Annotated in this window: 17 protein-coding genes, 1 tRNA gene and 2 pseudogenes; 7 read left to right on the top strand and 13 right to left on the bottom strand. The window is 64.4% G+C overall.

Going from position 1 to position 21,551, the window contains the following annotated elements; all coding sequences use genetic code 11:
* Nucleotides 1–425 precede the first annotated feature (425 nt).
* The gene (locus AUC68_RS02015; RefSeq protein ID WP_069436130.1) at nt 426–845 is read left to right on the top strand and encodes a VOC family protein; all 420 of its coding nucleotides are present in this window, start codon (nt 426–428) and stop codon (nt 843–845) included.
* A gap of 42 nt (nt 846–887) precedes the next feature.
* On the opposite strand, the gene AUC68_RS02010 is transcribed toward AUC68_RS02015, so the two are convergent.
* The 6 genes and pseudogenes from AUC68_RS02010 to AUC68_RS01985 all read right to left on the bottom strand — a co-directional run bounded on the left by AUC68_RS02010 (nt 888) and on the right by AUC68_RS01985 (nt 6,953).
* Nucleotides 888–962, bottom strand: a tRNA-Glu gene (locus tag AUC68_RS02010).
* A gap of 102 nt (nt 963–1,064) precedes the next feature.
* Nucleotides 1,065–2,882 carry a single-stranded-DNA-specific exonuclease RecJ gene (gene recJ / locus AUC68_RS02005; protein WP_069436244.1) on the bottom strand — a complete coding sequence of 606 codons (1,818 nt, stop codon included), beginning with the start codon at nt 2,880–2,882 and terminating at the stop codon, nt 1,065–1,067.
* Nucleotides 2,883–2,987: 105 nt separating this feature from the next.
* Nucleotides 2,988–3,977: a class II fructose-bisphosphatase gene (gene glpX / locus AUC68_RS02000; protein WP_069436129.1), complete on the bottom strand. Its 990-nt coding sequence runs from the start codon at nt 3,975–3,977 to the stop codon at nt 2,988–2,990.
* Between the two features lie 53 nt (nt 3,978–4,030).
* Nucleotides 4,031–5,361, bottom strand: a pseudogene (locus AUC68_RS01995) (homoserine dehydrogenase).
* Between the two features lie 9 nt (nt 5,362–5,370).
* Nucleotides 5,371–6,603 carry an LL-diaminopimelate aminotransferase gene (locus AUC68_RS01990; RefSeq protein ID WP_069436128.1) on the bottom strand — a complete coding sequence of 411 codons (1,233 nt, stop codon included), beginning with the start codon at nt 6,601–6,603 and terminating at the stop codon, nt 5,371–5,373.
* Between the two features lie 113 nt (nt 6,604–6,716).
* A complete protein-coding gene (locus AUC68_RS01985; protein ID WP_158008204.1) occupies nt 6,717–6,953 on the bottom strand; it encodes a hypothetical protein in 237 nt (78 codons plus the stop codon).
* A gap of 159 nt (nt 6,954–7,112) precedes the next feature.
* On the opposite strand from AUC68_RS01985, the gene AUC68_RS01980 reads away from it, so the two are divergent.
* Nucleotides 7,113–8,960, top strand: coding sequence for a PHA/PHB synthase family protein (locus tag AUC68_RS01980; protein WP_342027319.1), 1,848 nt, complete (start codon nt 7,113–7,115; stop codon nt 8,958–8,960).
* Nucleotides 8,961–8,989: 29 nt separating this feature from the next.
* Here the strand turns inward: AUC68_RS01980 and argC are convergent, their stop codons facing one another.
* From argC to rplM, 3 genes are all read right to left on the bottom strand, one after another.
* Complete coding sequence (argC, locus tag AUC68_RS01975; RefSeq protein ID WP_069436126.1) at nt 8,990–10,039, bottom strand: N-acetyl-gamma-glutamyl-phosphate reductase; 1,050 nt, start codon at nt 10,037–10,039, stop codon at nt 8,990–8,992.
* Between the two features lie 111 nt (nt 10,040–10,150).
* Nucleotides 10,151–10,633: a 30S ribosomal protein S9 gene (gene rpsI, locus AUC68_RS01970; RefSeq protein WP_069436125.1), complete on the bottom strand. Its 483-nt coding sequence runs from the start codon at nt 10,631–10,633 to the stop codon at nt 10,151–10,153.
* Between the two features lie 5 nt (nt 10,634–10,638).
* Entirely contained in the window at nt 10,639–11,103 is a 465-nt protein-coding gene (rplM, locus tag AUC68_RS01965) for a 50S ribosomal protein L13 (protein ID WP_069436124.1), read from the bottom strand.
* A 211-nt stretch (nt 11,104–11,314) separates the two neighbouring features.
* Here rplM and AUC68_RS01960 point away from each other — a divergent pair, with 211 nt between their 5' ends.
* From AUC68_RS01960 to AUC68_RS01950, 3 genes are all read left to right on the top strand, one after another.
* On the top strand, nt 11,315–12,112 hold the full coding sequence (locus tag AUC68_RS01960) for an enoyl-CoA hydratase (protein ID WP_069436123.1): 798 nt from the start codon (nt 11,315–11,317) through the stop codon (nt 12,110–12,112).
* Nucleotides 12,113–12,130: 18 nt separating this feature from the next.
* A complete protein-coding gene (locus AUC68_RS01955; protein ID WP_069436122.1) occupies nt 12,131–12,652 on the top strand; it encodes a CoA-binding protein in 522 nt (173 codons plus the stop codon).
* A gap of 117 nt (nt 12,653–12,769) precedes the next feature.
* Entirely contained in the window at nt 12,770–14,056 is a 1,287-nt protein-coding gene (locus AUC68_RS01950; RefSeq protein WP_069436121.1) for an O-acetylhomoserine aminocarboxypropyltransferase, read from the top strand.
* A 114-nt stretch (nt 14,057–14,170) separates the two neighbouring features.
* On the opposite strand, the pseudogene AUC68_RS15480 reads toward AUC68_RS01950, so the two are convergent.
* Nucleotides 14,171–15,025 (bottom strand): annotated as a pseudogene (locus AUC68_RS15480) (COX15/CtaA family protein); the annotation flags it as partial.
* Between the two features lie 189 nt (nt 15,026–15,214).
* Here AUC68_RS15480 and AUC68_RS01935 point away from each other — a divergent pair.
* Complete coding sequence (locus AUC68_RS01935) at nt 15,215–15,418, top strand: DUF2842 domain-containing protein (protein ID WP_069436118.1); 204 nt, start codon at nt 15,215–15,217, stop codon at nt 15,416–15,418.
* A gap of 22 nt (nt 15,419–15,440) precedes the next feature.
* Here AUC68_RS01935 and AUC68_RS01930 read toward each other — a convergent pair whose 3' ends face one another.
* Nucleotides 15,441–16,502 (bottom strand): polysaccharide deacetylase family protein, encoded by a 1,062-nt coding sequence (locus AUC68_RS01930; protein WP_069436117.1) that lies wholly within the window; start codon nt 16,500–16,502, stop codon nt 15,441–15,443.
* A gap of 241 nt (nt 16,503–16,743) precedes the next feature.
* Here AUC68_RS01930 and AUC68_RS01925 point away from each other — a divergent pair, with 241 nt between their 5' ends.
* A complete protein-coding gene (locus AUC68_RS01925) occupies nt 16,744–17,922 on the top strand; it encodes a GNAT family N-acetyltransferase (RefSeq protein WP_158008203.1) in 1,179 nt (392 codons plus the stop codon).
* Between the two features lie 86 nt (nt 17,923–18,008).
* On the opposite strand, the gene AUC68_RS16250 is transcribed toward AUC68_RS01925, so the two are convergent.
* Entirely contained in the window at nt 18,009–18,749 is a 741-nt protein-coding gene (locus AUC68_RS16250) for a P-loop NTPase family protein (RefSeq protein ID WP_141701047.1), read from the bottom strand.
* Nucleotides 18,750–18,928: 179 nt separating this feature from the next.
* On the bottom strand, nt 18,929–21,358 hold the full coding sequence (locus tag AUC68_RS01910; protein ID WP_069436113.1) for a GumC family protein: 2,430 nt from the start codon (nt 21,356–21,358) through the stop codon (nt 18,929–18,931).
* Nucleotides 21,359–21,551: the final 193 nt, after the last annotated feature.

Raw genomic sequence — 21,551 nt, 5'->3', positions numbered from 1 at the left:
TGTACGAATCAGATAGTGCGTAAGCCTGAGGATAACATCGGCTGTTTCAGCGGCCAGTTTATTTTTGTTTGAATGGTCTGCTTCTCCACAGTGCGAGTGCGAAGGTGTCAATGTGAGACAGCCCGATGCCCAAACATCTGATCGGCAAGAGAAACCGTTGGCTCCGTTTCGTCAGGACCTTTCGCGCGGCCGACACGGCAAAATCTCGGTGAAACATGCCCAAACTTTTCTGCCGTCGAACAAATTCGGCGTTTTGTCATATTCGAGCGCAGGCTGTGGGCGCGATGCAACAATTGAAATAAAAATTTCATTCACCGCTTGCTTGAAGGTGAATCCGTCATCTTGCCATCACGCCGCCGCGGGTCTTAGGGTCGGTCGCAACGTCACTCGAATACCCATCGAACTCACTCCGGAGGTCGCCACCGATGAAGTATCTGCACACCATGGTCCGCGTTGCGGACGTCGATGACTCGCTCGACTTCTACTGCAACAAGCTCGGGCTCAAGGAGGTGCGCCGGATGGAGAGCGAGCAAGGCCGCTTCACGCTGATCTATCTGGCGGCGCCCGGTAACGAGGACGCACAGCTCGAGCTCACCTACAACTGGGATCCGGAGGAGTACGACGGCGGGCGCAATTTCGGCCACCTCGCCTATGAGGTCGACGACATCTACGAGACCTGCGACCGGCTCATGAAGGCCGGCGTGACAATCAACCGTCCGCCGCGGGACGGCTGGATGGCCTTCATCCGTTCGCCCGACAATATCTCGATCGAACTCCTGCAGAAGGGCGAGCGTCTACCGCAGCAGGAGCCCTGGGCGTCCATGCCGAACACGGGAAGCTGGTAGGGGAAGACGCGGCGGGCCGGGAGGCGCCATGAGCCGCGAAGTTGGCACTCCCTAGGGGAATTGAACCCCTGTTTCCAGGTTGAAAACCTGGCGTCCTAACCATTAGACGAAGGGAGCGTGCCGGTGGAGTCCGCTCATATAGAAAGCTTTGCGGCTTCTCGCAAGGGCGCTGTGTAAGACGCCGCACCGCTCGTGGACAAGCCCCTAAATGGACCCTTCCTATGTGGGCGAATCCTGACTTGCGGCGGCGTCTTCGATCATGAGTTCGATGCGCTCCCGGCCCTGCCAGACAGAGCGGCGCAAATGACCCGCCACGTGGAGCCGTTGTCCCTCGGCGCCCGCGAGCAGGTCTCCCAGAGGCGAGCCTTCGACACGGAACGCAACCGCATCGATCCGGCTGCCGTCGGCCGCTTGCAGCGTGCAGCGGAGATGGCCGGTGCCGATGCTGCGAAGCCGCGTGACGCGGTGCGCCGGAAACGCGAAGCGCGGCCTTGGGTGCCCCGGACCGTAGGGGCCGGCGCGGTCCAAAAGGTCGATGAGTTCGGGCGTCGCGCCGCCGGCGGACAACGCGCCATCGAGCCCGAGGTTGCGGTTCGTGGCGGCGTTGGCCACGGAGCCGGAGAGCCGCTCGCTCAGAAAGGCTCTCGCCGCCGCCTGCTTCTCCCATTGAAGCGAGAAGCCGGCCGCCATGGCGTGTCCGCCGCCTTTGACGAAGAGCCCCTCTTCCACCGCGTCCCGCACCACCGTGCCGAGATCGACGGACGGGATCGACCGGGCGGAGCCCGTGGCCATGCCGTCGGCGTCGAGGGTCATGACGAAGGACGGGCGCTGGAAGCGTTCGGTGAGACGGCCGGCAACGAGACCCACGAGGCCCTTGTGCCAATCGGCGTCTCCGAGAAACAGAAGCGGCGCGTCCGGGTCCGCCGCAAGGGCCGCGTCGGCCATGGCGGCCGCCCCTTCCAGCATCCCGGTTTCGATCGCCTTGCGCTGGGCATTGAGGGCTTCAAGACGCGCGGCGATGGTCGCGGCCTCCGCTTCGTCTTCGGTGGCGAGGAGACGGGCGCCGAGACCCGCCGGCGCGACCCGTCCGCCCGCATTGATCCGTGGTCCGAGGACAAAGCCGAGGCTGTAGGTGGATGGGGCCTCGGTCAGCCGGGCCTCGTCGGCGAGCGCGCGGAGCCCCGCATTGTGGCGCAGCCGCAGGACCTTGAGCCCCTTGGCGATGAAGGCGCGGTTCGCGTCCTTGAACGGCACCACATCGCAGACCGTGGCGAGCGCGACCAGGTCGAGCAGTCCCAGCAGGTCGGGTTCCGCGTGATCCTGATGGGCCCCCAGGCGACGGAGCGCGGCGGCCGTGGCGACAAGGAACAGGAACACGACGCCCGCAGCCGCGAGATGACCCTGGCCCGAGAGATCGTCCTGCCGGTTCGGGTTGACGACCGCGAAGGCCGGCGGCAGGTCCTCGCCGGCCTGGTGATGATCCAGGACGATCACGTCCGCGCCGGCTGCATTGGCGGCGGCGATCGCCGCGGTGCCGGCCGTCCCGCAGTCGACGGTGAGGATGACGCCGAGGCCCTCCTCGGCAAGGCCCGTCAGGGCTTCCGGGGATGGCCCATAGCCCTCGGTGAGGCGATCGGGAATATAGGTCAGGCAGCGTTGCCGCCCTGATCGTGCATGCGCACGTAGGAAGCGCTCGACCAGGGCGACACACGACGCCCCATCCACGTCGTAGTCCCCGAAGATCCCGATCGTCTCGCCGCGCGTGATCGCTTCGGCCATCCGCTCGGCGGCACGGGTCATGTCCTGAAGGCTGGCCGGGTCCGGCATCAGGGTCCTGAGCGAGGGGTCGAGGAAGCGTTCGGCGCTCTGGAGCTCGGCCCCGCGGGCGGCGAGGATGCGCCCGAGCAGGTCGGGCAGACCATGGGCCTGCGCGATGGCCGTTGCCACATGCAGGCGGTTCGGCTCGAGCCGTTCGGTCCAACGCTGGGCCCGTGCGGATTGCTCGACGCCCAGCACGGCTTGTGCGGGCTGTTTCAAAGCCTCCTTTGGGTCGCGTTTCAGGGCTGCGGTCACGGGCGAAAGTCGGCTCGAGGCTAAAGTGGATCTGCCCTCAGAGTAGCCGATTCGAGGACGCGTCTTCGATCAGCTGAATTTTTTCGGATCGGCGTGTTCGGTCCTGATCCAGCGCCGGGTGCGCGTGGAGGCGCGCATGACGACGCTTTCGGTGGTGATCGCCGTGCTGCTGCGATGAACGCCGGCCATCATCGATCCGTCGGTAATGCCCGTCGCCGCGAAGCTGAGATCGCCCGCCACCATGTCCTTGAGCGTGTATTTCTTGGAAAGATTCGTCAGCCCCGCAAGCTTGGCCCAGGCGCGATGTTCCCGGTTGAGCGCCACGAGCCGGCCTTCCATCTGGCCGCCGAGACAGGCCAGCGCGGCGGCCGCGAGGACGCCTTCCGCCGCACCGCCAATGCCGAGATACATGTCGATCCCGGTCTGCAGGGGTTCGGTGACATGGATGACGCCGGCGATGTCGCCGTCGCCGATCAGGCGTAGCGCCGCGCCGGCGGTCCGGATCTCCTCGATGAGATGTCCATGGCGCGGCCGGTCGAGAACGCACACGGTGAGATCGGAGACCGCAACCCCTTTGGCGTCGGCCAGGGCCTTGAGATTTTCAGATGCCGTCGCACCGACATCGACGACGCAATCGGGAAAACCCGGTCCGATCGCGACCTTCTCCATGTAGATCGGCGGGACCTTGAGAAGGCTGCCCCGCTCAGCCACGACGAGGACCGACATGGCATTTGGAAGGGCCTTGGCGCACAGGGTCGTGCCTTCGATCGGATCGACGGCGAGGTCCAGGGTCGCGCCGGACGGGGAACCTTCGCCGATCCTCTCGCCGAGATAGAAGACCGGACAATCGCCTTCCTCGCCCTCGCCGACCACGACGACGCCTTCGAACGGCAGTCGCGCGATTGCGCGATGCATGGCCGCCGCTGCCGCCTCGTCGGCCGAGGCTTCGTCGCCACGGCCCAGCCATTGGGCCGCGGCCACCGCCGTTGCCTCGGTCACGCGAACGATGTCGAGCGCCAGCGCGCGGTCGAGTTCCGTTTTTTCACCTGCCTCTGCCACGTCAAAACCTCCCTCGTTTCAACGCGTGCGATTTAACATCGCCGCGGCGGCCGTCAGAGTTTCTCGATCCGGATCATCTGCGGCTTGGTATCCACATGGCCGTCCCGCTCGATGGCCGCTAGGGCCTTGCGAACGGCGGCTTCCGTGTCTCATGGGTTACCATGACGACACTGGCTTGTGGTGCGCCCTTCTTGCGAGGGCTGCGGCCTTGGCCAGGGCGCTCGCTGTGCGGCCGGCGTTGGACGATGCTCTCAAGCGAGATGCCCTGCATGGCCATGCGCTGGGCAATGGCCGCGAAGGCGCCGGTCCGGTCGTAGACCGACAGGCGGATGTAGTAGCCGCCCTCATGGGTGCGCATGGCGGCCTTCTTGTAGGCCTTCAGATGCTTGGCCTTGATGCCGAAGGGCCGCAGCACGATGCCGCGCGCCAGATCGACGATGTCACTCATGACGGCCGACGCGGTCGGGCCGCCGCCGGCGCCAGGACCGATCAGCATGACGTCGCCGACGAAATCGCCATCGATCGCGACGCAATTGGAGACGCCGTCCACATTCGCGATGGCCGTGTCCTTGGGGACCATGGTCGGATGGACGCGCTGCTCGATCCCGCTGTCGGTCCGGAGAGCGACGCCCAGAAGTTTGATCCGGTAGCCGAGATCGGTGGCCGCCTCGATGTCGGTGGGGGTGATGGTCTCGATGCCTTCCACGTAGACGGCATCGAAGCGCGTGCGCGTCCCGAACGCGAGGCTCGTGAGTAGGGCAAGCTTGTGCGCGGTATCGAATCCGCCGACGTCGAAGGTGGGATCGGCTTCCGCGTAGCCCTGGTCCTGCGCCTCTTTGAGGACGTCCGCGAAGTCGCGGCCCTCCCGCTCCATCTTCGTCAGGATGTAGTTGCAGGTGCCGTTCAGGATGCCGAACACGCGGGTGATGTCGTTGCCTTGCAGGCCCTCCCGTATGGTCTTGACCACGGGGATGCCGCCGGCCACGGCGCCTTCGAAATTGAGCGCGACCCCGTTCTTTTCGGCGAGCGCCGCGAGCGCCGATCCGTGATGGGCCAGAAGCGCCTTGTTGGCGGTAACCACATGCTTGCCGGCCTCCAGAGCCGCCTCGACGGCGTCCTTGGCGGGCCCTTCCTCGCCGCCGATCAGCTCCACGAACACGTCGATTTCGGGGTCTTTGGCGAGCGCGACCGGGTCGGACACGAAACGCATGTTCGAAAGATCGACGCCGCGTTTCTTGCGCTTGTTGCGGGCACAGACCGCGACGATCTCGACGGGTCGTCCGGTCTTCTCAGCGAGCCCGTCCGCCCGCGCGGCGATGAGCTGCAAGAGGCCAGTGCCGACAGTGCCGAGTCCGGCCAGTCCAAGCTTCAAGGGTTCGGCCATGCGAGGAGCTTAAAGTGTGCGTGTGGCCTTTGGGGCCAGGGGAATGACGTTGTGCAGCTCGTTCGCCGATTCCGTCAAGAACTTCCGAATGTTCCGCGCAGCCTGGCGAATGCGCTGCTCGTTCTCGACAAGCGCGATCCGCACGTAGCCCTCGCCGTATTCGCCAAAGCCGACGCCCGGCGCCACGGCGACCGATGCCCGCTCCAACAGGAGTTTGGAGAATTCAAGCGAGCCGATATGGGCGAACATGTCCGGGATCGGGGCCCAGGCAAACATGGTGGCGGGCGGCGACGGAATCGGCCAGCCCGCGCGGGTGATGGCATCCACGAGCGTGTCGCGGCGGCGGCGATAGACGCCACGGATTTCCTCGACGCAATCCTGCGGGCCGTTCAGCGCGGCGGCGGCCGCCACTTGGATCGGCGTGAAGGCGCCATAGTCGAGATAGGACTTCACCCGTGTCAGCGCTTGGATCAGCCGCTCATTGCCGACGGCGAAGCCGATGCGCCAGCCGGGCATGGAATAGGTCTTGGACACGGAGGTGAATTCCACCGCGATGTCCATGGCGCCGGGAACCTCGAGGAACGAGCCCGGCGGCTCCCCATCGAAATAGATCTCCGCATAGGCGAGATCGGAGAGCACGATCAGGTCGTGCTTCTTTGCGTAGGCCACGACCTCCGCATAGAAGTCCCGATTTGCGACCACCGCCGTCGGATTGGCGGGATAGTTCAACACTAGCGCCGAGGGCTTCGGCACGCTGTGGCGCATCGCCTTGTCGAGGGACACCATGAACTGGGAGTCCGTGCTGGCCGGCAGGTGCCGGATCACGCCTCCGGACATGATGAATCCAAACTCGTGGATCGGATAGGTCGGGTTCGGGACCAGGATCACATCGCCCGGAGCGGTGATGGCCTGCGCCATGTTGGCGAAGCCCTCTTTCGAACCCAGCGTCGCCACGACCTGGGTATCGGGGTTGAGCTTCACCCCGAAACGGCGATCGTAATAGGCCGCCTGTGCCCGGCGAAGACCCTGGATGCCCTTGGAGGCCGAGTAACGATTGGTCTTGGGATCGCGGACGGCCTCGACCAGCTTGTCGACGATATGCTTCGGCGTCGGCATGTCGGGATTGCCCATGCCGAAATCGATGATGTCGTCGCCGCGGGCGCGCGCTTCCGCTTTGAGCCGGTTCACCTGCTCGAAGACATACGGCGGCAGCCGCTTGATCCTATGAAATTCGTTGTGCACGGACGGTTGTCCCCACCCGATTGAGTGAAAAATGGGAGTCTGGATTTGAACCACGAAAAGGCCCTGCCCGGCAAGCGCCTCGCGATGCGACCTTCGTGGGGTTCGCTTTGAGTCTAGTTCGATTTTGGAGCGTTTTTCACCTGTTGGACCTGGGCCCGCTGGCGGTCTTTTTCATCCTTCAAATCCGAGATCGCCGCGTCACGCTCGGATTTCGTGAGCGTGTTGTCGTAGCTGCGGATCGCGTCGCTGAACCGCTGCAGGGGGCCCTCGTTGGGCAGGCTGCTCGCACATCCCGACAAAAGGATGACAGACAACACCGCCGCCAGCCAATAAGCTGAATGTGAAGACATCGCTACGATGTTGCTCTGGTGGAGTTTCCTCTGGCGAACCCAGCCGCCTCATCGCTATATTGCATAGCACAATGACAAGGTCAGCGGAAGCTGGCGTACACCACGCTCCAACACCTTGGCGGAAGCGTGGTCCAAGGGTGGGCAATTGAGGGCATTGGCATGCGGGACGACAATCGGGATGGCGAAGCGGGCGCCGGGGGGCCTAAAGGAAGCGATAAGGCTCATGGTGGTACACCGGACGACATGAACTTCGACGAGTTCGCGCGGAATATGGTGCGCTTGTTCGATCAAGGGGCGAAGGTCGCTTCGTCCTTGGCCGAACGGAACATCTCGAACGGGAACAGCCCCTACAGCATGGCTTCCGAGGTCGGCGACGCGGCAAAGACGCTCGGTTCAGTGGCACAAGCCTGGGTCAAGAACCCCGGCAAGCTCGCTCAAGCCCAGGGCGAGCTCCTGCACAGCTACGCCAATCTTTGGGGCCGGTCCGTGCGCAGGTTCCTCGGCGAGGACGTGGAGCCGATCGCCGAGCCCGAGCCCGGCGACAACAGGTTCAACGATCCGGGGTGGTCCGAGAACCAGTATTTCGATTTTTGGAAGCAGGCGTATTTGATCACCTCGCGCTGGGCGGAGGACATCACCGAGAACACCGAAGGCGTCGACGAAAGAACGCGCCGGAAGGCCATGTTCTACCTGGAACAAGTCCTGTCGGCGATGTCGCCTTCCAACAATCCTTTCACCAATCCCGAGGTGGTCCGGACCACGCTTGCGACCAACGCCGAGAACCTGGTTCAGGGCATGGCGCTCCTGGCGGAGGATATCGAGCAGTCCAAGGACCTGCTGCGGGTGAGCCAGACCGACTTGTCAGCCTTCGAGGTTGGCCGGGATCTGGCGATCACCCCGGGCAAGGTCATCTTCCAGAACGAGCTCATTCAGCTGATCCAGTATGAGCCGACCACGGAGCAAGTCTCGACGACGCCGCTGATAATCACGCCGCCCTGGATCAACAAATACTACATCCTCGACCTCAAGCCGGAGAAGTCGCTTGTCAAGTTCGCGGTGGACCAGGGCTTCACGGTGTTCATGATCTCATGGGTGAATCCCGACGAGACGCTCGCGCAGAAGAGCTTCGAAGACTACATGCATGAGGGCATTCTCAAAGCCGTCGAGGTGGTGAACCGGCAGCTTGGGCTCCATCACGTGAACCTCATGGGCTATTGCGTGGGCGGTACGCTCCTCGCCTCCACCTTGGCCTATTGCGCCGCCAAGGGTGACGATCGCATCGCGACAGCGACCTTCCTGACAGCGCAGGTCGACTTCACCGAGGCCGGCGACCTTCTGATGTTCATCGACGATGCGCAGTTGAACGCGTTGGAAGAGATGATGGCCGAGCGCGGCTTTCTCGATGGGTCGCGCATGGCGGCGGTCTTCAACATGCTAAGGCCCCGGGACCTGATCTGGCCCTATGTGGTGAATAACTATCTCCTGGGCAAAAAGCCGTTCCCGTTCGATCTGCTGTTCTGGAACGCCGATTCCACGCGCATGCCGGCCGCGAACCACGCGTTCTACTTGCGCGAGTTCTACCACGAGAACCGCCTCAGCAAGGGCGAGATGGAACTCGGCGGCGTCAAGCTCGACCTCTCCAAGATCAAGATCCCGATCTACGAGCTGTTCACGCGGGAAGACCATATTGCGCCGGCCCCGTCGGTTTACCGTGGCAGCCGACTGTTCGGCGGCGATATGCGCATTGTCATGTCGGGTTCGGGTCATATCGCCGGTGTGGTGAATCCCCCCCTCAAGAAGAAGTATCAGTATTGGACGGGTGCGCCGGCCGAGACCTTTGAAGAGTGGATGGAAACGGCGACGGAGACGGCGGGCTCTTGGTGGCCCGACTGGGCGGAGTGGCTCCAGAGTCTGTCCGGCGAGAAAGTGCCCGCGCGCGATCCGTCGTCCGGCCCGTTTCCGCCTATCGAGGATGCCCCGGGCAGCTATGTGATGTCTCACGACTAGAGCCGGTGGCGCCCGCGTTGCCGCCGTGCTTACGGGAAGAGCGGGAGCTGCTCCAGCGCCGTGGTCTCGTCGAGACCGTGCATCACATTGAAATTCTGCAGGGCCTGCCCCGCCGATCCCTTCACCAAATTGTCGATCGTCGAGATCACGATCGCCCGTCCCGGAATCCGGTCGGCGAAGACACCGATATGGCAATAGTTCGAGCCGCGGACATGCTGGGTCGCCGGAATGATGCCCTCGTCCACCACGCGCACGAACGGGCTCGACGCATAGGCCTCTCTGAGCCCCTGCCGGAGATCGTCCGCCGACGTGCCGCCCGCAAGCGGGACGTAGCAGGTGCACAGTTCGCCCCGTGTCATGGGGACGAGATGCGGGGTGAAGTTCACGGTCACGGCCCGGCCCGCCGCCTGCCCGAGTTCCTGCTCGATCTCCGGGACGTGGCGATGGGTTCCCACCCCGTAGGGCGAGAGCCCCTCGCCGGCCTCGGAGAAGAGGATGTTCTGCTTGAGGGACCGGCCCGCGCCGGACACACCCGATTTGGCGTCCACGATGATGCCGTCGGTGGCGATCAGAGCGCCTTTCGCGAGCGGCAGCAGAGCCAGGAGCACGGCGGTCGGGTAACAGCCCGGACAGGCGACGAGCCGCGCGTCCGCGATGGCCTCGCGATAATGTTCCGTGAGCCCGTAGACCGTGTCCGGCAGGAGATGGGGCGCTCCATGCTCGCCGCCGTACCACTGCGCGTACGTGTCGAGGTCGCGCAGTCGGAAGTCGGCGGACATGTCGATGACTTTGACGCGTTCGGGAAGCTTGGCGATCTCCCCATGGGCGGTGCCGTGCGGCAGACCGCAAAAGGCGACGTCCACCCCATCCCAGTCGACCTCATCGGACGTGACGAGGCTCGGCAGATCGAGGCTGGCCAAATGCGGAAACACCTTGGCGAGCGGTTGGCCCGCATGCGCCTTCGCAATGAGGGCGACGATCTCGATATTGGCATGTCTGGCGGCGAGCCGGATCAGGTCGGCGCCGGTGTAGCCCGAAGCGCCGAGCACGGCGGCCCGGAACGTCTGTGTGCTGGTCATGTCTGACCCCAAGGAAGTTGCCCCGCTTTGGAGGCTTGCCGGCTCAAAACGAAAAACGGGAGAGAGGCAGCGCCCCTCTCCCGCAACAATCCAGAAACAAGCGCGGGTATGCTAGCGCTTGGAGAACTGGAAGCTACGGCGGGCCTTGGCCTTACCGTACTTCTTACGCTCAACTGTTCGGGCATCCCGGGTCAGGAAGCCAGCCTTCTTGAGAACGCTGCGCAGTTCCGGCTCGAAATGGGTGAGCGCTTTGGAAATGCCGTGGCGGACGGCACCGGCCTGGCCTGAAAGACCCCCGCCCGAAACCGTGCAGACCACGTCGATCTGTCCATCGCGTGCGGCCGTGACCAGCGGCTGCTTCAAGATCATCTGAAGCACCGGACGGGCGAAATAGGCCGTGTGATCCTTGCCGTTCACCGTAATGTTGCCGGGGCCCTGCTTGACCCAGACACGGGCGACCGCGTCCTTCCGCTTGCCTGTGGCATAGGCGCGGCCAAGGGAATCCACCTTGCGCTCGTAGACGCGCTCGGGTGCCGGCGCATCGGCTTCGCTCTGCAGCTGAGCCAGGTCTTCTAGCGTGTTCGTATCGCTCATGGCTCTTAGGCGCTCCTTGTGTTCTTCGTGTTCAGGGCAGCGACATCCAGCGGCACGGGGTTCTGCGCCTCGTGGGGATGCTCGGGGCCTGCATAGACTTTAAGATTCTTGAGCTGCTGGCGGGCGAGCGGGCCGCGCGGGAGCATGCGCTCCACGGCCTTCTGCAGCACCCGCTCCGGATGCTTGCCGTCGAGGACTTTCTCGGCGGTGCGGCTCTTGATGCCGCCCGGATGGCCCGTGTGCCAGTAATAGGTCTTGTCGGCGCGCTTATTGCCCGAGAAGATCACGTCGCCCGCGTTGATGACGATGATGTTGTCGCCGTCATCCATATGGGGCGTGTAGCCGGGCTTGTGCTTGCCGCGCAGCCGCGACGCGATCAGCGCCGCGAGACGGCCCACCACAAGGCCGCTGGCGTCGATCAGGACCCAGGACTTTTCGATGTCCTTGGGCGTGGCGGAAAAGGTTTTCATGGTTCGCGTCACTCTTGCGTCTCAACCGAAAGATCGGCGCTTCTAACGGCTGTAAACATGCCGGTCAAGAGACTTTAATTTTTGGCGTGAAATCAAGTGGCTAAGAATGTGGTATTAGCATACCGGACAGAAGTGGATTGAATTCGCGTGCCTTTTCCGCTGGTTCCCGTTAGCGATGGGGTACCGAAGCCAAGGAGACCGAAGCGGGGCCATGACAAGCGAGGACGACATCCTTTTGAGCGACGATCAGGGGGCGGTCCGGATCCTGACCCTCAATCGCCCCAAAGCGCGCAACTGCCTTTCGATGGAACTGATGACGGCGCTGAGCGGCGCCCTCGCCCGGGCCGCCACCGACGATGCCGTCCGTGCGGTCGTGCTCGCGGGCGCCGGCCCTGCCTTCTCGTCCGGTCACGACCTCAAGGAACTGACGGCCCGCCGCAATGACCCGGACAGAGGCCGCGCCTTCTATGACGAGACGATGCGGACCTGTTCGGATCTGATGCTGTCTATCGTGCGCTTGCCCAAGCCGGTCATTGCCGCGGTGACCGGCATTGCCACGGCGGCCGGCTGCCAGCTCGTGGCCAGTTGCGATCTCGCGGTTGCCGCCACGGATGCCCGCTTCGCCACGCCCGGCGTGAATATCGGCCTGTTCTGCTCCACGCCCATGGTGGCGCTCAGCCGCAACCTGTCGCGCAAGGCGGCGATGGAGATGTTGCTTCTCGGGGACATGGTCGGTGCCGAGGACGCCTGCCGCCTCGGTCTCGTGAACCGGGTGGTCGCGCCCGACCGGGTGGTGAACGGGGCCACCGAGCTCGGCCGCAAGATCGCAAGCAAGCCGGCCCGCACCTTGAAGATTGGCAAGGAGGCGTTCTACCGCCAGGCCGAGATGCCGCTCGACGAAGCCTACGCTTACGCTGCCGAGGTCATGGTCGAGAACATGCTCGACGCCGAAGCCGAGGAAGGGATCGGCGCCTTCCTCGATAAGCGCGAACCGCAATGGCCACGCTAGGGTCGCGCGCCTGAGCTTATGAACCACGATACCTATCCGGATGCCTATATCCGCGACATCCTCCTCAAGCACGCCGTATTCGCCGTGGTGGGCGCCAGCGCCAAGACCACGCGGCCGAGCTATTACGTGATGAAATATCTTGCGGCCAAGGGCTACGACGTGATCCCGGTCAGCCCAGGACTCGGCGGCCGGACTGTCGCGGACCGGGTGGTTGTGCCGTCCCTTGCGGAGATCGGCCGGCCGGTCGACGTCGTCGACATCTTCCGTAACTCCGACGCCGCGTTCGCTGTGACCGAAGAAGCCATTCGCATCGGCGCCAAGGTGATCTGGATGCAAATCGGTGTACGGAACGATGCCGCCGCGCGCCTCGCCGAGGAGGCCGGATTGAAGGTGGTGATGAATCGCTGTCCGAAGATCGAATATGGCCGGCTCTCGGGCGAGATCGGCTGGACCGGCGTGAATTCGCGCACCCTGTCGAGCCGCCGTCCCCTTCTCGGTCCCAAAGGGGGCCAGCAGAGGACCTTGCGCGACGAGACTTAGGCTTTGGGATCGGAAGGCCCCGCGCTGCAAAATGGAAGACGCGGGCGGCCTGTTCCCCTAAGGTCGCCGAGCCTACAATGTCCGCACAAGACAAGGACGGCTTCAGGGAGGACAGCGATGTCGGAAGAGCGTACGCCTGGGTTCAATACACTCGCCATTCACGCCGGTGCGCGGCCCGATGCATCGACGGGCGCGCGGGTGACGCCGATCTATCAAACGACATCCTACGTCTTTGACGACGCGGACCATGCCGCGGCGCTGTTCAACCTCGAGACATTCGGCAATATCTATTCGCGGATCATGAACCCCACCCAGGCGGTTCTCGAAGAGCGTATGGCTGCGCTCGAAGGCGGTACGGCCGCCCTCGCCGTGGCCTCGGGCCACGCGGCCCAAGCCATCGTGTTCCATACGCTGATGGAGCCCGGAGGAGAGTTCGTCGCCGCGCGCCAGCTCTATGGCGGATCGATCAATCAGTTCGGCGAAGCTTCAAGAAGTTCGGACTGGCACGTGCAGTGGGCGGACACGACGGACGCGGAGTCCTTCCGCGCGGCGGTGAGCCCGAAAACGCGTGCGATCTTCGTCGAGTCCATCGCAAATCCGGGCGGCATCGTTACCGACATCGCGGCGATTTCGGCCGTTGCCAAGGAAGCCGGCGTCCCCCTGATCGTCGATAACACGCTGGCAACACCTTATCTCATGCAGCCAAAGGAGTATGGCGCGGACATCATCGTGCACTCGCTCACCAAGTTTCTCGGTGGCCACGGCAATTCCGTCGGCGGCGTCATCGTCGATTGCGGCACGTTCGACTGGATGGCGAGTGGGCGGTATCCCACCCTCTCCGAACCGTGCGCGAGCTATCATGGTATGACGCTGGGCGAGACGTTTGGAAACTTCGCCTTCGCCATTGCCTGCCGCGTTCTGGGACTACGCGATCTTGGGCCGGCGATCGCGCCGATGAATGCCTTTCTCATTCTGAATGGCATCGAAACGCTTCCCTTGCGCATGCAGCGTCACTGCGACAACGCACGGCAAGTCGCCGAATGGCTCTCCGACCACGACAAGGTCGCTTGGGTGAACTATGCGGGCCTGCCGGGCAACAGCTTCCACGGGACCGCCATGCTCTATTGCCCGAAAGGCGCCGGCGCCGTCTTCACCTTCGGGCTCAAAGACGGGTACGAGGCCGGCATCGCGCTTGTGGGCAAAGTGGAACTCTTCAGCCATCTGGCCAATATCGGCGACACGCGCAGCCTGATCATCCATCCGGCCTCGACCACGCATCGGCAGCTTGGAGACGAGGCGCGCGAGCGTGCCGGCGCCGGCGCGGATGTGGTACGCTTGTCGGTCGGGCTCGAGGATGTCGACGATATCATCGCCGATCTGGATCAGGCCCTCGAGGCGATCTGATCGCGGGCAGCCGCATGATCCCCCAGGGTCCGCCAGAAGAGGTAGAGCGCGGCGGGCGAACACGACGATCGCGCCGGCTTGGTGAGCAAGGCCGAGCTCGATCGGCACGGCGGCCAGCAGGGTCCAAATGCCGAGTGCCACTTGCGCCAAGGCGACGGCGGCAAGTGCGGTGGCTGCGGCCCTTAGGTGTGTGGCGCTAGGCTTTCGCGCGATCCAGATCGCCTGCGCGATCGCCGCCACGACCACCCCATAGCCCAGCATGCGGTGGTCGAACTGCACGGTGAGCGGGTTCTCGAAAAGATTGAGATACCAGGGCTCCGCTGCGCCGAGGCCAGAGGGGACGATGGTGCCGTTCATGAGCGGCCAGGTGTTGAACCCGAGGCCGCCATCGATGCCGGCAACCAGCGCCCCGGCCAGGAGCTGTACATAGACGAGCAGCAGGACGAGCCCGGAAACGATCGCCGGGGTCTTGGATCCGGCGGGCCCGCGATGCATCCGTCCCAGATCCAGGATCAGCCAAAGCGTGTAGCCGAAGATCGCGACGGCGACCCCGAAATGGGCCGCCAGGCGATACTGGCTGACATCCACCCGGTCCACGAGGCCGCTCATGACCATGTACCAGCCCAGTGCGCCTTGCAGTCCGCCGAGGACGAAAAGCCCGAGGAGACGCGGCAGCATGGGTCTTGGGATATAGCCGGCGAACCAAAACCACACGAATGGCACGAAAAAGACGATGCCGATGAAACGGCCCAGAAAGCGATGGGCCCATTCCCACCAATAGATCCTCTTGAAGCCTTCCAGGTCCATGCCCTGGTTCACTTGCGAATATTCCGGAATCTTTTTGTAGGCGTCGAATGCCTCTTGCCAATGCGCGTCCGATAGAGGCGGTATGGCGCCGAGCATGGGCTGCCACTCGGTGATGGAGAGACCGGAGTCGGTCAGCCGCGTGGCGCCCCCGACGAGGATCATGGCAACGATGAGCAGTGCGACGATTGAGAGCCAGACACGCAAGGCGCACACCTGCCGTGGCGGCATGGCTTCGGCGTCCAACGCGGGGCTTAGACTCTGCGTGTGGGGAATACTCATCGGCCCGGTGATAGCGGGCTCTTCGCCCGAACTCAATGCCGGAGGCGGCGCACTGCGGCGGCGCGAGCGCGCATGAGCGGGCGCTCGCTAAAGCTGGTCGGTACGGTCGTGCTGCTCGTCTTTCTGGCGGTCTATGTCGTGATCGCGGCGGCGATCGGCTCCGGGCGTATCGCCGAAGCCAATGGTTTCGCACAGTTCGGTTATTTCCTCGTGGCGGGGCTGTTGTGGGTCGCGCCCGCCGCGCTTCTCATCCGCTGGATGGCGAAGCCGGACTGAGACGCGTCGAATTCACGGTCCGCTAGGCGGCGTCGACACGCTGGAACCCGTTCCAGATCGCGAACGGTGCGCCGGTGAGGTACAGCGCCGTATAGGTCAGGCTCTGATATTCGCCATTGAGCGAGACGCGGGGTAGCGCCGTCAGGTGGTCCTTGTGGGCGGGGAACAACATGCCCTTGCGGGTGGTGACCGCCGTCCGGAAGCCCGGCGCCTCTGCGAGCGCGAACTCCCTGGCGCCCGCGCTTCCAGGATCGCCATAGGGATAGGCGAAATGAACCGGCCGGGTTCCAAGCTCCGACTCCAGACGGTCCGCGCTGCCCAGCATCTGGTCGACCGCCTCCTCGACGGGAAGCTTGGCGAGGGCAAGGTGGTCCTTCGTGTGCGCGCCGATGGTGACGAGCGGATCGCCAGCGAATTCGCGCAGTTCGTCCCAGTTCATGATCAGGTCCCGGCATTGCTGGGTGAGATCGATCTCATAGCGGTCCGCGAGCCCGCAGACGACCATGCGCATCTTCTGTTCGGGAAGCCCGCGCAGCCACCAATACACGGCCTCGTAGCTGCGATTCTTTTCCGCATCTGTCTTCGTGGGTAGGCGCCAGACCTCGCCATCGCGTTCCACCTCGACCGTGGGATCCGCCTTGGCGATCGCCTGCTCCAGGGCGAGCCACCACAACTCCCCGTGTCCGCTCGGGTATTCGGTCGGAACGTAGAGCGTGAAGGGCAAGCGGCGTTCCTGAAACAGCGGCAGCGCATAGTCGCAGTTGTCGCGATAGCCGTCGTCGAAGGTGAAGCAGGCGAAGCGGCCCCCTTCCCCGTGCGTGAGCCGGTCGGCGGCTTCGTCCAGCGTAATGACGTCGAGACCCGCCTCCAGTACCTGGTCCAGCACGGCCTCCAGGAAGTCCGGCGTAACCTCGAGGATCCGATTGGGCGCGAATGCGGGCGGTTCGCCCGTTTGGGGTCTGACCTGATGCAGCGTGAAAATCAGCCCTTCCCCTTGGGTGAAGGGCGCAAGCAAACGTCCCGCGCCCGTCCTGTGGAGACCGGCGAGTGCGGCCCGCATCATGGCCGTCTTTCCCTTAGCCATGGTTTTTGCCCTTAGCCATGGTCTTTGCCCTCAGCCACGGGTCACCTCCTCGGGCTTGAGCATCAACCATTAACCTCGCTCTGCCATTGTCGCCCCACTTGCCGAGTAGCTTGACGCCGGTTTCTTGCGAAAGCGTTGCCGTCCTCGAATACAGCACTGAGCTGTCCCGTGGACATTGCGAAACAGGGTTCGTTTGATGGGTTCGATGGTCTTGGCACGCTCCTCCGCGGAAATGTCTGGTATGGAGGCATCGGAATTGGCCCAGCCGGTCCTTCAGACCTCGGCGGGTCCGATCGCGCTGCAGGTGACCTCCGATCTTAAGGCGGTCCGCTCGCTTTGGCACGAGATGCAGGACGCGGTGGCCTGCACCTGCGCGCAGACGTTCGATTGGGCGCGAGCCTGGTCCGAACATGTTCTCGCGGCGGAGGACCGCACGCCGGCGATCGTCGTCGGCCACGCCGCGGACGGAAGCGCCGCCTTCCTCCTGCCTTTCGAGACAAAGCGCATCGGCGGTCTCACCGTCTTGAAATGGCTCGGACAAGATCACGCCAATTACGTGTTTGGCCTCTTCCGTCCCGAGGTCGCGGGGGTCCTGACCGATACGGACATGTCCGCCATTCTGCACGAGATCGGCCGCCGGACCGGCGCGGCCGCCGCCTTCCTGGAGGCGCAACCGTTCACGTGGGACGGCGTGCCCAACCCGTTTGCGCTGTTGTCGCATCAGCCGGCGCCCAACAGCGGCTATGCGGTGAAGCTGGGCAACTTCGAGGACCTCTATCTCAGCCGTTTCAAGAAGCGTGCGCGCCAGACCCTGCTGCGCAAGGAACGGCGCCTGCAGGAGGCCGGAACGCTCACCTATGGGTGGGCTGCGACGGAGCAAGAGAAGACCGACATTCTCGAGACGTTCTTCGCGCAAAAGGCGCAGCAATTCGCCGCCATGGGCGTGACCGACGTTTTCGTCCCCGAAGCGCGCGCCTTCTATCGGGACTTGGCGATGCTCCCGGACGGCAACGCGAGCCGCCTGCGGCTCGGCTACGTGTCCCTGGACGGGGAGATCCTGGCGACCTTCTCGGGCACGATCACCCATGGCCGCGTGTGTGTCTTGCTGTCCTCCTTGGCGGACAGCCCGTACCAGCGCCAGTCGCCGGGGGCGCAGCTCCTGCGCTACCAGATCGAGGACGCCTGCAACGAGGGCTTGCGCTATTTCGATCTTGGCGTCGGCGCGGCGCGGCATAAGTCCGAGTGGAGCAATATTGTCTATCCGCTTTTCGACAGCTACATCGCCCTGAAGCCCCAAGGGCTCGCTCTCACCTTGCCTTTCGGGGTCAAGAGCAGCGTGAAGCGCCGCATAAAGTCGAACCCGAGGCTCTGGGCCCTGGCGCAGGCTTTGCGGAAATGGGTCAACGCCCGCCGCGTCTGACGGGCCGGCCCTCTCCTCCTATGAACTAGAAACGATGGAGAAGACCGGCACCGGACCGTCCGCTGGGCCGTGCGCGGTCCGTCTCGTTAGACGGCGACTTTGCGGCCGAACAGCGAGAAGCGCCGCTGCTTTTGTTTGCCGCCCTTACCGTAGATGACGATCGGACACCCCAAGCGCTGGACGGTCGCAAGGGAGTCCCGTTCGTCTTCGGGCGTTGCGCGCGACGGCAACACGGCGACGGCGACCGGCAGTTCGAATTTGAGCGCCGGCATGAGGCTTTCGATCGCGGCCATGTCCGCATGGAGGACCACGCAGTCGTAGGTCTGTGTGAGCGCCTCGAAGACACGCATGAACTTGTCGGGCTCATAGTAGCCTTCGTTGGCTGTCGGATTGCCCGCCGGGATCACTTGCAGCGTCGAGCCCTCGTCGAGCTTCACCACGTCGGCGAAGTCCACCGATCCGGCCGCAAGGTCGGCAAAGCCGGGAACGCGCGGCAGGTTGAGCTGCCCGGAAACGACAGCGGCGCCTTGGCCAGGTCCACCAGCGCCACCTGCTCGTTGCGGTCGGCGAGGCTGCGGGCAATGGCGATCGCGGCCTGGGGCGACTCGGCCCGCGCGGCGGTGCCGGCGACCAGCATGGTGCGCGGAAGCCCCCGGTCGAACTCTCCAAACCGTGTCGATGACGTCGTCGAGGGTTGCGAGGACCGGGCCCACCTCGCCGAGGTCGGCGTGCGGGTCCTTCGGGGTCTCCCATTCGTCCTTCACGTCGGAGGCCGTTATCCGCTGCGTCAGGTAGTGCCGCAGGTCGTTTGGGCTCAGCGCTGCCATCTCACTCTCGTTCGGTTCGTCTTGCTGGGGGGCTCTCGAACGGGCCTTCGCCGTCCTTTCGGATTTTCGGGGCGCGTCCTTGGCCGACTGTTCGGTTTGCCGTCCGCGCAACCGATCGAAGAATCCCATGGAGCGGCGCGTGGCCGATCCCGGCGCCAAAGCAGGGGTCTCCTGCTTGATCATGTCCCGCCGGACACGATGGACGAAATCCATTGCGGACGACGGTGCGGCAGACGGCGGCTTGGGCTCCTCTTCCCCGGCCGTGTCATTCGCTGCCTCGCCGGCCGTCGGTGGACGCGCGGGCGCCGCGCGTTCGGAGGCTTCCCGGGTCTCGGACGACTTGGTCGTCTCGGACGGTTCGGCGCGTGTGGCGCCCGTGGCGGCAAGCGAGGCCGGTGCCGCCAGGGCCCCGGCCGACTTTTTCGTGGCGCCGTCGCTTGAGCCGTCTTCGCCTGCGACTTCGTCGCGGGTGCGATCGTCGCGCGTGTCGTCGTGAGCTTCCCGCACTTCGGCCTTCGGTTCGTCGGCCGCCTTTGATTCCCGTGGCGACTGGTCTTCGCCCGTCGGCTTGGGCTCCGCAGCCTCAAGCGGTCCGGTTTCCGCGTCCGGCGTGCGGTCGAGTTCGGCACTGCGCGGTTCGTTGACCGCAAGCCAGGTGGGCCGCTTCGCAGGCTTGGCCGGGCGCCAAATCGCGTCCGGGCCCCTTCGCCCGCGCTTGGTGTGCTCGCGCCCTTCGGTTCTGAGTCCTCGGTCCGGGCCTCGGCGGACGCCGAGGGCCTCACGGGGGCGCTTTTCACCGTGGCGGGGCTGGCCAACAGCGCCGTGGCTGGCTTTGGCGAGACCGATCCTTCCCGTCCAGACGCATCCTCGGCCTGTTTATCTTGAACTGAAGGGGCTTGAACCGAAGTTCCGGCCGCCTCGGAAGGCTTCTCCAACGCGGCTTCGGGGGCCGGGTGCGACGGGGGCACAGCCTTGCCCTGCGGCGCGTGCGCGGGACGCCTCTTCACCTTCGGTTTGCCACGCCCTTCGGGGTGGCGGCGGCTCTCGACGACCGGCTTCGTGTCGGCGTCCCCGGGCCTCGGTGCCACCGGTCTCTGCTTTCGCTCTCGCATCCGGCCGAGCGCGATCATCTCCGCGCTGGACATGTATTCCGGCTCGCTCGGTACCAATTCGTCGGGCCGGTAATAGCCCGACGGCGCCTGGCGCTGTTCGCCGCCACCGCTGACGATGATGGCCTTGGCGAGAACCGAACCGATGGAGAGCAGCGCGGTCGCCGCCATCACCAGGAGCGTTATGGGGCCACGCCGCGGGAAGGACGGCAACACGGCTGCATGGGCCCGCGACACGATCGCGGCTTGCGCAGGCACGGCGCCGATATCGTGACGCGCGGAGGCGTCGCGGTAGCGCGCCAAATACGACTCCAGCAAATCGCGATTGGCCTTGGCCTCACGTTCCAGGGCACGCAGTTTCACTTCCGCGTCGGACTGGCCTGCCGAACGGTTCTTCGCCGCATCCAGGCTTGCTCGAAGTGAGTCCTCGCGCGCGGCGGCGACTTCGGCCTGATTCTCGAGGCTCTGGATGACCTTCTGCGCTTCGGTGCGGATCTGAGCCCGCACGTCGGCCAGTTCCGATCTCAGTTGCTGAATGCGCGGATGAGACGGCAAGAGCGTCGCCGACAACTCGGCGAGCTGGCGTTGCACGAGCACCCGCTGCTCGATCAGATTGATGACCAGCTGCGAGTTCAAGACTTCCGGCGTCGCGTCGATGTCGCCGCTGGTGGCCAGCATCTTCTTGATGAGCTTTGCCCGGGCGCGCGCCTCCGATTCTTGCGCTTCGGCGAGGATCAACTGGCTGTTGAGCTCGGAGAGCTGCTGCGCGTTGAGGGTGATGTCGTTGCTTCCGGCGTAGAGGCCCTCCGAGGCCCTGAACGACTCCACCGCCTCTTCGGATTCGGCCGTCGCCGTGCGCAATGCTTTGATCTGAGCGTCGAGCCAAGCGGTGGCATCCTTCGTCTGTGCGATCTTCTCGTCGCGCTGCCAGCTGATGTAATTGTCGGCCAGCTGGTTGGCGATCTTCGCGGCCAACTGCGGATCGCCGGACGTGTATTCGACGGCGATCACAGACGAGTTCGACAACTGATACACGTCGAGATGTTCCGCCAGGGCGTTGGCGGCCCGCTCTTCTTGTGATTCTTGCGAGGCGCGCCCAAGGCTGAGCGCTTGCAGGAGCCGCTCGATCAGCGTCTTCCCGGCGTCGCGTGCAAAGGCCGCGTTCTGTGTGAGATCGAGCTCCCGCACGACCTTGAGGATCAGGTCGCGCGAGGTCAGGACCTGAACCTGACTTTGCACCGCCTGCTCGTCCAGCGTGGTGCGGTAGTTCGTGTTCCCCTGCTCCGTCGTGGGGCGCGTGAACGCGGTTTCCTCATTCAGCACCAGGACACGCACTTCGGACGTGTACAGAGGCCGCATCATCGACAGAGCAATGAAGGTCACCGCGCCGACGGCGAGGGTCAGACCTACGATCCACCCTTTGGCACGCCACAGTGCCGCCCCAAGGCTCCCGAGATCGATATCGTCGGTGGCGGGCGGAAGGCTTGAAGAATTGCTCACAGGTTTCAACTCGTTCTGGAATCAACAAATCATTAGCAATAAGCGCAGATTGCCGTAACCAAAGATTTAAGCGGCGCATCGCTTTAAGACGGCCAAAACAAGGGCGCCTCGATCTGCCATCGACCTATAACGGGACGCCCGCTCAGCATTTATTAACCATGCGAAGGGTAGGTTCGGGACGTATCGACGCCGT

The sequence above is a fragment of the Methyloceanibacter methanicus genome (assembly GCF_001723285.1).
Taxonomy (GTDB): Bacteria; Pseudomonadota; Alphaproteobacteria; order Rhizobiales; family Methyloligellaceae; genus Methyloceanibacter; species Methyloceanibacter methanicus.
The sequence above is the reverse complement of the archived record's forward strand: the minus strand, read 5'-3'. Positions and strand labels throughout refer to the sequence as shown.